This is a genomic window from Thermostichus sp. MS-CIW-34 (genome assembly GCF_054060435.1).
On the sequence record NZ_JBSSDE010000008.1, the window covers coordinates 1 to 12,500 of the forward strand.

General features: G+C 60.0%; 13 protein-coding genes (1 of these 13 running past the window's edge). 6 read left to right on the forward strand and 7 right to left on the reverse strand.

Features of this window, described 5'->3' with window-relative positions:
- Positions 1-240, forward strand: a 240-nt coding sequence (locus ACVWYY_RS04240) for a zinc ribbon domain-containing protein (RefSeq protein WP_457402474.1), incomplete at its 5' end; no start/stop codon positions are given.
- 31 nt (positions 241-271) lie between these two features.
- Here ACVWYY_RS04240 and groL read toward each other — a convergent pair.
- The 4 genes from groL to ACVWYY_RS04260 form a co-directional block, all read right to left on the reverse strand.
- Positions 272-1,891: a chaperonin GroEL gene (gene groL, locus ACVWYY_RS04245; RefSeq protein WP_414357711.1), complete on the reverse strand. Its 1,620-nt coding sequence runs from the start codon at positions 1,889-1,891 to the stop codon at positions 272-274.
- Between the two features lie 199 nt (positions 1,892-2,090).
- On the reverse strand, positions 2,091-2,417 hold the full coding sequence (locus ACVWYY_RS04250) for a 30S ribosomal protein PSRP-3 (protein WP_414330048.1): 327 nt from the start codon (positions 2,415-2,417) through the stop codon (positions 2,091-2,093).
- A gap of 88 nt (positions 2,418-2,505) precedes the next feature.
- Complete coding sequence (locus tag ACVWYY_RS04255; RefSeq protein WP_414357710.1) at positions 2,506-3,621, reverse strand: NAD(P)/FAD-dependent oxidoreductase; 1,116 nt, start codon at positions 3,619-3,621, stop codon at positions 2,506-2,508.
- Positions 3,622-3,632: 11 nt separating this feature from the next.
- The gene (locus ACVWYY_RS04260; RefSeq protein ID WP_414330053.1) at positions 3,633-4,112 is read right to left on the reverse strand and encodes a GNAT family N-acetyltransferase; all 480 of its coding nucleotides are present in this window, start codon (positions 4,110-4,112) and stop codon (positions 3,633-3,635) included.
- Between the two features lie 152 nt (positions 4,113-4,264).
- Between ACVWYY_RS04260 and ACVWYY_RS04265 the strand changes: the two genes are divergently transcribed.
- Complete coding sequence (locus tag ACVWYY_RS04265) at positions 4,265-5,017, forward strand: Uma2 family endonuclease (RefSeq protein WP_457402476.1); 753 nt, start codon at positions 4,265-4,267, stop codon at positions 5,015-5,017.
- A gap of 87 nt (positions 5,018-5,104) precedes the next feature.
- Positions 5,105-5,737, forward strand: coding sequence for a lysophospholipid acyltransferase family protein (locus ACVWYY_RS04270; RefSeq protein ID WP_414331435.1), 633 nt, complete (start codon positions 5,105-5,107; stop codon positions 5,735-5,737).
- Here ACVWYY_RS04270 and ACVWYY_RS04275 read toward each other — a convergent pair.
- Positions 5,706-6,155, reverse strand: a complete 450-nt coding sequence (locus ACVWYY_RS04275; protein WP_414331431.1) for a (2Fe-2S) ferredoxin domain-containing protein — start codon at positions 6,153-6,155, stop codon at positions 5,706-5,708. The two genes, ACVWYY_RS04270 and ACVWYY_RS04275, sit on opposite strands and share 32 nt — an antisense overlap.
- A 59-nt stretch (positions 6,156-6,214) precedes the next feature.
- Here ACVWYY_RS04275 and ACVWYY_RS04280 point away from each other — a divergent pair, with 59 nt between their 5' ends.
- Positions 6,215-6,775, forward strand: coding sequence for a 2'-5' RNA ligase family protein (locus ACVWYY_RS04280; RefSeq protein ID WP_457402478.1), 561 nt, complete (start codon positions 6,215-6,217; stop codon positions 6,773-6,775).
- Between the two features lie 34 nt (positions 6,776-6,809).
- On the opposite strand, the gene gap is transcribed toward ACVWYY_RS04280, so the two are convergent.
- Entirely contained in the window at positions 6,810-7,829 is a 1,020-nt protein-coding gene (gene gap, locus ACVWYY_RS04285) for a type I glyceraldehyde-3-phosphate dehydrogenase (protein WP_414421616.1), read from the reverse strand.
- Between the two features lie 156 nt (positions 7,830-7,985).
- On the reverse strand, positions 7,986-8,546 hold the full coding sequence (locus tag ACVWYY_RS04290) for a Crp/Fnr family transcriptional regulator (RefSeq protein WP_187147224.1): 561 nt from the start codon (positions 8,544-8,546) through the stop codon (positions 7,986-7,988).
- Positions 8,547-8,643: 97 nt separating this feature from the next.
- Here ACVWYY_RS04290 and ACVWYY_RS04295 point away from each other — a divergent pair, with 97 nt between their 5' ends.
- On the forward strand, positions 8,644-11,538 hold the full coding sequence (locus tag ACVWYY_RS04295; protein ID WP_457402480.1) for a helicase-related protein: 2,895 nt from the start codon (positions 8,644-8,646) through the stop codon (positions 11,536-11,538).
- Positions 11,535-12,500 carry the start of a DUF559 domain-containing protein gene (locus ACVWYY_RS04300; RefSeq protein WP_457439659.1) on the forward strand. 3,576 nt of this gene lie beyond the right edge of the window, so only the first 966 of its 4,542 coding nucleotides appear in the window; the start codon lies at positions 11,535-11,537; its stop codon lies beyond the right edge, outside the window. Before ACVWYY_RS04295 ends, ACVWYY_RS04300 begins: the two co-directional genes overlap by 4 nt.

Below are 12,500 nucleotides of genomic sequence, written 5' to 3' on the forward strand. Positions count from 1 at the left end.
CCTGCCTACACCAGTCAGACCTGCCACAAATGCCTGCACATCCACCCTGAGCGGGGTAAGTCCTACCGCAATGGTAAGTCGTTCAAGTGTGGACATTGTGGGTGGGAAGGGGATGCTGACTATAACGCTGCTCAAGTAATCTCTCTCCTTGGGGCGACTGTAAACTCGCCTGAAATTCCGAAACTTAGCTGCCCTCTGGGGCCGCTAGGGACTGGGATAAAGCCCGCATCCTGCGCATAGCGCTGGTGTCGGGCAGTTTACTTTCGCAAGACTACATCATCCCCTTAGGTGCAGAGCCAGCCGCCGGCTTGGGCTCAGGCTTTTCCACCACAATCGCTTCGGTTGTGAGGTACATTCCGGCTATGGAAGCCGCGTTTTGCAGCGCTGAGCGCACCACTTTGGCCGGATCGACGATCCCCTGGGCAAACATATCCACATAGGTTCCGCTCAGGGCATCGAAGCCAAAGGGCATCTCCTTCTCCAAAACCTTTTCCACCACCACTGACCCTTCCAGACCGGCATTGTGGGCAATCTGAAAGAGAGGGGCCTGCAAGGCTCGGTAAACAATTTCTGCCCCCACCTGTTCTTCGGCATTCAACTTGGCCTTGAAAGCCGGGATCCCTTTGGAGAGGTGCAATAGCGTCGCCCCACCGCCGGGGACGATCCCTTCTTCCACCGCAGCTCGGGTGGCATTTAGGGCATCCTCAATGCGCAGCTTGCGGTCTTTGAGTTCGGTTTCAGTAGCGGCCCCCACTTTGATGACTGCTACCCCCCCAGCTAACTTGGCGATGCGTTCTTGCAGTTTCTCGCGGTCGTACTCGGAATCGGTGGTTTCCAGTTGCTTGCGAATTTGAGCCACTCGCTTTTCCACCGCCGCTTTGGTGCTGCCATCGGTCACAATGGTGGTCTTGTCTTTGGTGACAGTGATCTTGCGGGCCACCCCCATCATGTCCAGGGTGACCTTATCCAGCTTGATGCCAACATCCTCAGAGATGAGCTGCCCGCCGGTGAGAATGGCGATATCTTCCAGCATGGCTTTGCGCCGATCCCCAAAAGCCGGAGCCTTGACCGCCACCGCATTGAGTACCCCCCGCAGGCGGTTCACCACCAATGTGGCCAGAGCCTCTCCCTCCACATCCTCCGCAATGACCAGAAGAGGCCGACCCTCGCGGGCCACCCGCTCTAGGATGGGCACCAGATCTTGCAGGCTGGAGATCTTGTTGCTGGTAATCAGCAGATAAGCATTCTCATACTCGGCCACCATCCGCTCCGAGTCTGTGACGAAATAGGGGGAAATGTAGCCGCGGTCAAACTGCATCCCCTCCACCACGTCCAACTCGGTTTCCAGCGACTTGGATTCTTCGACCGTGATCACCCCATCTCGCCCTACAGCATCCATGGCCTTGGCGATCATCTCTCCCACTTCGCTGTCATTGCCAGCAGAGATAGTGGCTACTTCGGCGATGGTTTTACGGCCTTCCACAGGCTTGGCATGAGCTGCAATTTGCTCCACCAAGTAGGCAGTGGTCTTTTCAATGCCGCGCCGCAGAGCCACAGGGTTGGCGCCCGCCGAGATGTTTTTGAGCCCTTCCCGCACCATGCTTTGGGCCAGGATGGTGGCTGTGGTGGTACCATCTCCGGCCACATCGTTGGTCTTAGAGGCCACTTCCCGCATCAACTGGGCGCCTGTGTTCTCCAAAGGATCGGCCAACTCAATTTCCTTGGCAATCGTGACCCCGTCGTTGACGATTTGGGGGGCACCAAACTTCTTCTCCAAGACCACGTTGCGTCCTTTGGGGCCAATCGTAACCTTGATTGCATCCGCCAGTTGGTTGATGCCCTGCTCCAATGCCTTGCGGGCCTCTTCTCTAAACAGAATCCGCTTTGCCATAGAATCCGCGATCCTCGTAAGTCTGACTGGGCTCCTACTTTGGGTACTGCCAGGCGGAGTGGGGTTCCCAGGAATCCTCCGGCTCGGCTAGCAGGGAGTTAGCACTCTAAACTCCCGAGTGCCAATCTAGCTCAAAGACGGGAGCCTGAGCAAGATGGGCAGATCCGGAGTCACGTTTTGGCTGACAGGGGGGAGAGGGCTAGGAGTTGCCGCCGATCAGGATGTCGGGAAACTGGGCCTGGGCTTCGCTGATGGGGCGGTTGCGCCCGCCGTTTTGCCAGTAGTTGATGAGTTCGGTGGCTCGGTTAAGCAGCTCGATGCGATCCACTTCGCTGATCCAAGTTTTGCTTTCCAGCTCAGCCTTAAGCTGCTCCCAAGCGTCATCCCGCGGCCAGAAAAAGTAGTGGGTGAGGGGGCTGCGGTTTTTGGCCACCACCTGATCGACGGCAATAGCCAAATCGTTTTCCAACCAGAGGGCTTTTAGGGCGAACTTCGGCAAGGCTCTCTTCTCCTTTGGGCTACTCAACGGACGATCCGATCCTAACCAGGCAGCCTTTCATTCTGACATATGTCCTGTCCATCGGCGGGCCGAGAGCCGGAAGATGGATACGGGCTCAGCCCTGTCTGGGGGCAAAGGGCCCTAGATCACAGAGGGCTGTTTCCCCTTTCAGTACCAAGTCCCGCAGGATGGCGGCGCTGATCGGGGCCAGCAACACTCCATTGCGATAATGGCCGGTGGCAATGAGCAGATTGGCGTAGCCAGGAGCCCAACCCAGGATGGGGGCGCGCTGTCCCACTGGTCGAGGCCGATGGCCGGCCCAATGATCCAACAAAGTTGCTTCGGCCAAAGCCGGGCAGAGTCGGATGGCGCGGGCCAGCAGATCTTGTAGCGCCAGCAGCGTCGGCTCGGGATGAGGGGCCTGAAATTCCACTGTTGCCCCCACCCACAGGGATCCATCGCCCAAAGGAACCAGATGCAGATCCGCGTCGGTGACCACGGGCCCCAGGGGGATCCCGGGAGCTCTGACCCGCAGGGCCTGGCCTTTGACCGCTTGCAGGGGCACCTGCAACCCCAGCTCTTTGGCCAGAGGGGAGCTGCCCAGACCTGCCGCCAGAATGACGTGACCTGCCGAGAGGGTGAGAGCGGGGGTGTAAACCGCTTGCAGGCGAAAGGGGGGATCCGAGCTGCGCTGAATCTTCTGGACAGGCTGGTGGAAGAAAAAGCGGGATCCCTTGCGTTGGGCTGCTTCCAAGAGAGCCTGGGTTAGGAGCTTGGGCTGGACTTGTCGATCCTGGGGAGAGTAGATGGCCGCCGCCAGGTCGCTGCGCAGGCCGGGCTGCAGGGATCCCACTTCGGCAGGGCTGAGCAGATCTAGGCGGTAACCTGCTTGTCGGCGGGCCGCCAGGGTCTCTTGCCAAGCTTCCACTTCCTCCTCCCTGAGGAGTTTGAGAATGCCGCGCCGATTGACGGGCAAACTCCGGCCCAGGTCTTCCTCCAGCCGCGCGATTAGGGGATCGAACAGCTCCAGGCTTTTTAGACGCAACTGCACCACCTCCCCGCTAGGCTGGCGGCTGCAGATCCCCATCAACACCCCCAGCGACGCGCCCGCGGCGCCTGAGGCCGGCTCTCCGGCATCCACTCCAATGACCGACAGCCCAGCTGTGGCCAATTCGTAGGCAATGGCACAGCCCACCACCCCACAGCCAATCACCAACGCATCACAGTTCAACAGCCCGACCCTCAACGGAGACGCTTTTCGTAGTGATACTCCACAGAGTTGCTGCGATCGTGCAATTCACGAATTTCCGGCAGACGCACATAGCCGAGCCGCTCATAAACCCGATGAGCCGTCGTGAAGCGAGTATCTGTCCACAGATGCAGAGAGTCCGCCTGCTGCTGCCGAGCCGCAAATTCGGCCTGTTCAATCAAACGCCGACCCAAACCTCGACCGCGCACTGCGGGCAGAGTGTAGAGTTTTTTCAGCTCCATGCGCCCAGGGATCCCATCGGGCACAAGGCCGACACAGCCGACCACTTGATCCTGATGCTGCGCCACCCAAAGGGATCCCCCCATCTCCGCAAAGGCCGTGGCAGGCTGAAGCAACTCCGGCACTTCTTCGATATCCAATACACAGCCTGGATACTCCGCAAAGACCACCTGCAAAATGTGGAGCAGAGCTGCACTATCCGAATTTTCAGCAGGACGGATATCGATCTGCATCAAGCAGCGAAGAAAAAGAAATCATCGTTAAGTAAAGCTTTCTCGATTGTACCTGGGCTTGCTCGAGGACTCTGTTTTCTCTGTTTCTCAGGGAGCAGAGGATCCCTGAGGTGAGCAGCTAAGATCGCTAGCATCCCCAACCCCATCTGCCCATGGATACTGAACTGCTGGTTCCCGACGTCGCCGATCTCGTAACAGAGGATGATACCCCGGTGGATAACTTTGCCTCGGAAAAACAGCAGCGCCTCCTGACTGGAGCTCTCTACAGCGCTTTGCGCGGCAAAACCTTTTTAGCAGCGGCAAATGTAGGCATCTACACCGCCATCGGTCGGCCCCCGATTGTGCCGGATGTTTTTCTCAGCCTGGACGTCACGGTGCCGGAGCAATGGTGGGAGAAGCAAAACCGTTGCTACCTGCTCTGGCAATTTGACAAGCCGCCGGATGTGGTGATCGAGATCGTCTCCAACCGCGAAGGCGACGAGCTGGAAGGCAAGCTGAGCCGTTATGAGCAGATGCGAGTTAGCTACTACGCGGTCTTCGATCCCAATCATGAGCTGGGGCCAGAGGAGTTGTGCATTTTCGAACTGCGGGGCCGCCACTACGCGGAAATGACCGAGACCTGGCTAGAACAGGTGGGGCTGGGCCTGACGGTGTGGGAAGGCGTTTTTGAGGGGAAACAAGCTCGCTGGTTGCGCTGGTGTGATGCCCAAGGGCAGTTGCTGCTGACCGGCGATGAACAGGCTGAGTTGGAGCGGGAACGGGCGGAGCAGGAACGTCAACGGGCGGAACAAGAACGCCAAAGAGCCGAACAAGAACGCCAAAGGGCGGAGCGAGAACATCAACGGGCGGAGCGTCTGGCGGCAAGATTGCGGGCTTTGGGTGAGGATCCCGATTTGGAGAGCTGAAGCCCAGGGATCCCCTTCAGCACCCACCCTCCACTACACTCAGAGAGGGAACTGCTGCCGGAGTGGCAGGGATCGTTGGACTCACAGATGGGTTATCGCCGCCGGGATTGGTTGGCCTACTGGCTGCTCAAGTGGCTGGTGGTCAACCCCTTGTTTCGGGGACTGTATTTTGGGCGCACCTATGGGCAGGAAAACGTGCCTCGCCAGGGATCCCTCATCGTCGTCAGCAACCACGCCAGCCATTTGGATCCGCCGCTGGTGGCCAATGCGGTGCGCCGCCCGGTGGCCTTCATGGCCAAGGAAGAGCTGTTTCGGGTGCCGGGGCTGAAGCAGGTGATCCAGCTCTACGGCGCCTACCCGGTCAAAAGAGGCGGCTCTGACCGCGCTGCCCTGCGGGCCACGGAAGCAGCTTTGGCGCAGGGATGGGCGGTAGGGATCTTTTTGAATGGCACTCGTACCCCCGATGGCCGCATTCCTCAGCCCCACTTGGGAGCGGCCTTGGTTGCAGCCCGCACCCAAACGCCTCTGCTGCCTGTAGCCCTTTGGGGCACGGAAAAGGTCTTGCCCAAGGGATCCCGGTGGCCGCGCTTGTTCTGCCCCATCACGGTGCGCATTGGCAACGTGATTCCCCCCCCTGCTTCCAGCGATAAGGCCGATTTGCAGCAGGTGACGGCAGAGTGCGTGCAGGCTATCCATGCCCTTTTGGATCAGGGGCGCTGAGGGTATCTTGGGCTACCAGATACTCAACAACAGGGATCCCTCCCAAGATGTGCTTTTGAAGAATCTCCTCCACCACCTCCGGCGTGACCGAGTGGTACCAAAACCCACCGGGATAGACCAGCAGCACAGGGCCGGGAACAGCATAGTCGCACGCCCGCAGGCAGTTGGCTTTGGTGCGGTGTACCCGCAGGGATCCCCCGCTCCCGATTTCCAGGTTCAATTCCTTGATCCGCGATTTCAAATAGTCCCAGGCTTCCAATCCCACGGCTTTCTCACAACATTTGGGCTTGGTTTGATCTGCACAAAGGAACAAATGCCACTGGTAGGGCGGAATGGGAGCCGGCTGAGGCGCTTGGCCTGGGGATCCGGTTGCCGAGGAGGGATCCAGGATAGGGGAAGAAGCGACAGGACGCGACATAACAAGATGTTTGGGCTTGGCTACAGTTGCATTATCCCCTGTTCTCTAGGTTCTTACCGATGCTGGTGGATAACCCCAAGCAGCGACTGTTTCTTGCTCTGCTTCCCCCTCCGGCCCTGCAAGAGCAGGTGACGGCCATCCAGCAAGAGTTTGCAGAGCAATTTGCCAGCCGAGCAGCTCTGCGCTCTCCCCCCCACATCACCCTGGTGCCGCCGTTCGAGTGGCCCAGTTCCGAGCTGCCAGCCTTGACGGGATCCCTAGAGGCCTTTGCCAAGCAGCAAACTCCCGTCGCCATCCAGTTATCCGGCTTTGGGGCCTTCGCGCCGCGTGTCATTTTTATTCACGTCGTGCCCTCCCCAGAACTGCAGCGGCTACAAGCTCAAGCCCATCACCACATGGGGCTCCTTCTCAACCGGAAAGAAACGACCGCTCAAGCCCGTCCGTTTGTGCCCCACATAACCGTGGCCTTTCGAGATCTAACCCCCGCCCACTTTCGCGCCGCCTGGCCAGAGTTCAAGACGCGTTCTTTCCAGAGTGCGTTTGTAGCGTCAGCTTTGACGCTCCTCCTCCACGACGGCAAACGTTGGCAGGTTTTTGCCCAGTTCTCGATGGGGGAATAATGGGGAACAGAAGAGGGTTGCCAACCGAAGCAGCCTACTCCACCCAGTGAGCGGCCATGTATTCCGCCAAGTCCAACACCCGCTGGGAGTAGCCCCACTCGTTGTCGTACCAAGCCATGACCTTGACCAGATCCCCATCCAGCACACTGGTCATCTCCGCATCCACAATGGCCGAGCAGTCGTGGCCGCGGTAGTCGATGGAGACCAAGGGAATATCCGAGTAGGCGAGGATCCCTTTCATCGTAGTTTCTGAGGCTTCTTTGAGGGCAGCGTTTACCTCCTCGGCAATCACGCGCCGCTCCGTCTGCACCACCAAGTCCACCAGAGACACATTGGGCGTGGGAACCCGTACCGCCACCCCATTCAGCTTGCCTTTCAGCTCCGGGATCACCAAAGCCACCGCCTTGGCCGCCCCCGTGGTGGTGGGCACCATGCTCAATGCTGCTGCCCGGGCCCGCCGCAGATCGCGGTGACCACCATCTAAGATCCGCTGGTCGCCGGTGTAACTGTGGGTGGTGGTCATGGTGGCACGGAGGACGCCGAACTTGTCCAGCAACACCTTGATGATCGGGGCAAGGCAGTTGGTGGTGCAGCTGGCGTTGCTGACAATGTTGTGCCGCACCGGGTCGTAGGTGTGTTGATTAACACCGTAGACAAACGTGGGAATGTCTCCCCCCTTGGCCGGGGCGGTGATCACCACCTTTTTGGCCCCCGCTTCTATGTGCTTAGAGGCACCCTGGTAGTCGACAAAAACACCTGTAGCTTCAATAACAAGATCCACCTTCCACTCTTTCCAGGGCAGGTTGCTGGGGTTGCGGTCGGAAACGGCATAGATATGCTTGCCGTTCACCACCAAACCGTTTTCTGCAGGCTCAACGTCTGCTCCCTGCAACGGCCCAAGGATGGAATCGTACTTGAGCAGGTGGGCAGCCGTGCGAGCATCTGAGGTGTCGTTGATGGCAACAATGTCCAGGTTGGACTGGGAGCGACCCAGCCAACAGCGCAAAAAGTTGCGACCAATGCGACCAAACCCGTTGATGGCTACCCTAACCACTGCTCCTGACCTCGCTGCTTGAAATCTCTTGGGGGCTGCTGCCTAGCACATGATATCGCAACCCCTGAACATTCTGAAGACAAAATTTGGGATCCAAGGGGTTGTCTTCGTGGACGTTGACCTGCAAACCTATGCGGAGCAGGGATTGAGCCTCTTTCAAGCGGGATAGCGCTGGTGCAGCAGAGCCATAGCCGAGGCTACATTTTCTACCCCTCGCTGCTCCAGAAGATCCGTGAACATACTATCCAGCCAGTAAAGGTGCTCGCTGATGATCTGGCTCCAGGCGCGGTAGAGTTTCACCTGGACTTCCAGGGGCAGCAGGATCAGCCCTTCGGTGGAAAGGCGTAGGGTTTGCACCTCGGTCATGCTCACTGCCGTAAAGGAGCGCCGCCGCCCCGTCAGCAGAGAAAGTTCCCCAAACAAGCGCCCGGCGTGCAGCGTGGCCAGCCAATAATCTCCCGGATGTCGCACGTACTGGCGACGCAGCTCCACCACTCCACTGAGGATCATGTACAGGTCACTGCTGGGATCCCCTTCCTGGAAGATCACCTGGCCTGGGGAAAAGCGGCTGGGCAACAGGGCTGCCGTCAATGCCTTCCACTCGGCATCTTCCAAGGATTGGAAGAGCAAATGCTCGCGAACACGCTCAAACGGATAACGGGGGCTGCTCATGATGTCGGTGGGCCAGAGGGGTACCTGAGGCCGGCTCCGTTTCATCCTACCGCTGCCGGCAGGGTGTTGGGAGATGGGAGAGAGTTGTCCCCAAAGAGTATCTAAGATGCAATGGAAAAGGTAGGTCGCTCCCAGGGATCCCATGCAGCCTGGCTCAATTGTCCGCTGCCGCAACCGCGAGTGGGTGGTGCTCCCCGCTGATTCAGAAGAAATTGTGGTGCTGCGGCCCCTCACCGGCACCCCAGAAGATGCGGTTTGCATTCACCGACACCTGATGAACCTTGTGGGCGGCACCTTGCCCTTCGAGCGAGTGGAGCCTACCGCCTTTCCTTGGCCCTCTGGGGATCATCCTGCCGATACCACCAGTACCCTTCTCCTCTGGCAGGCGGCCCGGCTGATTTTACGGGAGGGCGCAACTCCCTTTCGCTCTCTGGGGCGCCTCTCGATTCGGCCACGGGTATACCAGTTTGTGCCCTTGCTCATGGCGCTGCGCCTCGATCCGGTGCGGCTATTGATTGCCGACGACGTAGGGGTGGGCAAGACCATCGAGGCGCTGCTGATAGCCAGGGAGCTTTTGGATCGCGGCGAGATCCGACGCCTTTGTGTCCTGTGCCCTCCCTATTTGTGCGAGCAGTGGGCCAGCGAGCTGGCCGAGAAGTTTAACCTGGAGCCAGTGGTCATCCGCTCGGGAACGGTGGGGCAATTGGAGCGAAAAACCCCTGTTGGGCGCAGCCTCTACGAGCACTTTCCTGTCCAGGTGGCCAGCATTGACTTCGTCAAGACCGAGCGCAACCGCCACCCATTTCTGCAATTTTGTCCTGAGCTGGTCATTGCCGACGAAGTCCATGGGGCAGCGGCGGCCCATGGCAAAAACCAGCAGGAGCGCCACAGTCTGCTCAAAGCGGTGGCCCAAAACCCCAACCGCCACCTGATCCTGCTGACGGCAACTCCCCACAGCGGTGTCGAAGAGGCCTTCCGCTCGCTGCTGGGGCTGCTGCGGCCCGAGTTCGAGACATGGGATCTCCAGGATCTCAACGAAGACCAACGCGTCCAGCTAGCCCGTCATTTTGTCCAGCGCACGCGGCGAGATATTCGGGAAACTTGGCAGGAGCTCACCTGTTTTCCAACCCGGGAAGCTGAAGATGAAACCTACACCCTTTCTGAGGGGCAGCGCAAGCTGTTCGAGGACACCTATGGGTTTTGCTCGGAATTGGTGTGCACAGGGCAGCAACTAGAGAAGCGCCAGCAGCGAGTGCGCTACTGGGGAGCGCTGGCCCTTTTGCGCTGCGTAATGTCCAGCCCGGCGGCAGCAGTAGCGGCATTGCACAATCGCAGCGGAGCAACCCTGGAGGCAGAAGAAGAGGTTGAGGCAGAACTGAGCCGCTGGGTGTTCGAGTCGGCAGAAGAGCGTACCGACGATGAGCTGCCAACGCCAGCTCTTGAAGCCGCAGACCCAACCCTGCCGGATAGCGACCGCCGCCGGTTGCAGGCCCTGGCCCGTCTGGCCAAACAGCTCCAGGGCCCAGAGCACGACACCAAACTGGCGCGGGCCATCGAGCTGGTGAAAAAGTTGCTTCAGGAAGGTTTTCATCCCATCCTCTGGTGCCGCTACGTTGCCACTGCGGAGTATCTGGACAGTTACCTTCGGCAACAGCTGGGATCCCCAGCCCAAGTAGCCTGTGTAACGGGCAGGATGGGAGACGAGGAGCGGGAGGCCAGGATCGCGAACCTGGAAGTTGACCGACCACGGGTGCTGGTGGCCACCGACTGCCTCTCGGAAGGGATCAACCTGCAGGAAAAGTTTACAGCCGTCATCCACTACGACCTGCCCTGGAACCCCAATCGGCTGGAGCAGCGGGAGGGCCGGGTGGATCGCTACGGCCAAAAGGCCAGCCGGGTCAAGGTCATCCGCTTTTTTGGCCGCGACAACCCCGTAGATGGCGTGGTACTGGAGGTGTTGCTCAACAAAGCGCGGGAGATCCACCGCACCCTGGGCACCCACGTGCCTGTGCCGGAGGCTAGCGAAAGCGTTACCCAGGCTGTGCTCGAAGCCCTCTTCCTGCGCAAGGGACACTGGTCCGCCGAGCGCCAGCTAACCCTCGATCTTGGCGTGCCGGAAGTGGATGAGTTTCATCGGCGCTGGGATCGCTCTGTCGAACAGGAGCGGCGCAACCGCACCCGTTTTGCCCAGCGAGCCCTCAAGCCTGAGGCAGTGCAGCGGGAGCTGGAGGCCACCGATGCCGTGCTAGGGGATCCCGAAGCTGTGCGCGAATTCTTCCTGGCTGCCGCCCAGCGCCTCAACCTAGCCATAACCCCAGGGAAGCGGTCGGGGGTCTACCAGGTTAGCGTCGGCTCCGAAGCCACTGCCACCTTGCCGGAAGCCATTCGCCTGGCCCTGCCCTCTCCCAAAGGCGGGCGTTGGCTAATCAGCTTCGACTCGCCCACGCCCGAAGGTGCCGAATACATTGGCCGCAACCACCGCGTCGTGGTTGCCCTGGCCCAGTTTTTGCTGGAGGAAGCCCTCGACAACCCAGAGAAAGGGGATGCTGTCGTCTCCCGCTGCGGCGCTCTACGCACCCGAGCGGTAGTTGATCTTACAACTCTACTGCTGCTGCGGGTGCGCTACCTGGTGGAGCAACCCCAGGGGCAGCCTCTCTTGGCGGAAGAGGTGCTGGTGCTAGGCGGTGTTGGCCTGGAGAGCGGCGAGGCCCGCTGGCTGGAGACGGGCGCAGCTCTCCAACTGCTGGCCACGGCCAAGCCGGATGAGAACCTACCGCTAGCGGAAAAGCGGGAGCTGGTTCAGCATCTCCTGGCCTGTCTCGGCCCGTGGCAGGAGACAGAGGAAAACTGGGGAAGGGATCACCGGCTGCAGCAGGCGGCGCGGGAGCGGATTTTGCAGCGTGCTGCTGAGCTGGAGGCTGCCCATAGGCGCATCCGCCAAGCCGTGTCCCTACAGGGGCGGGGGCTGAAGGTGAAGCCGCAGCTTCCCCCCGATCTTTTAGGACTCCTTGTTCTCCAACCGGTGGTTTGCCGATGAGCGAGTTTTCTGGGGTACGCATCGAAGGAGGCCTGTTGGGGCCCGATATTCTCGAAAAGCTGCTGGCAGGGGATCTGCCAGGACAGAAGCCAGAAGACTTCGGCTTTAACAGCAAGCGCGGCCCAGTCGAAGAGATTGCCGCGGTCTTTGCCGATTGTCGAAAGTACTGGGAGGCCTTCCAGAGCCGCCTGCAGCGCCTGCCCGAAAGCGATCTCGCCACCAGCATCACCCGCGATGCCTGGGCGATCCCCTTCTTCAGTTTGCTGGGGATCGAGGTGCGCTATCAACCGCGCGCCTGCGAGGTGGACGGAATGAACTTCCCCATCTCGCATCGCATGGGCGAGGCGGAAGACGCGCCACCGGTGCACATCGTCGGCGCGCGCCAGGAGCTGGGCCGCGTGCCGGCTTCTGGCCGGCCTCGCCTGGCACCCCACTCGCTGCTGCAGGAGTATCTCAACCGCAGCGAGCACCTCTGGGGCATTGTTACCAACGGATTGACCCTGCGCCTCCTGCGGGACTCCACCTATGTGCGTCGGCAGGCCTATGTGGAGTTTGACCTGAAGCAGATCCTAGAGGAGCAGCGGTTTAACGACTTTGCCATCCTCTTTCGGCTGCTGCACCGCAGCCGCTTGCCCCAAACGGCAGAGCTAGCAGGGGATTGTCTGCTGGAAAAGTACTACCAACAGGCCCTGGAGCAGGGTGGCCGGGTACGGGAACGGCTGCGGGAGGGGGTTGAGGAGTGCATCAGGTTGCTGGCAAATGGGTTCCTGGCCCATCCCAAGAACCAGAGGCTGAGAGCGCGGCTCTTGTCGGATCCCAGGGAGCTCTACCGCCAACTGCTGCGCTTGGTCTACCGGTTCCTGTTCCTCTTGGTTTCCGAAGAGCGGGGGTTGATGAGCAGCGCGGCGCTCTATCGCGAGCACTACAGCGTGACGCGGCTGCGGCGGTTTTTGGATCGGCAA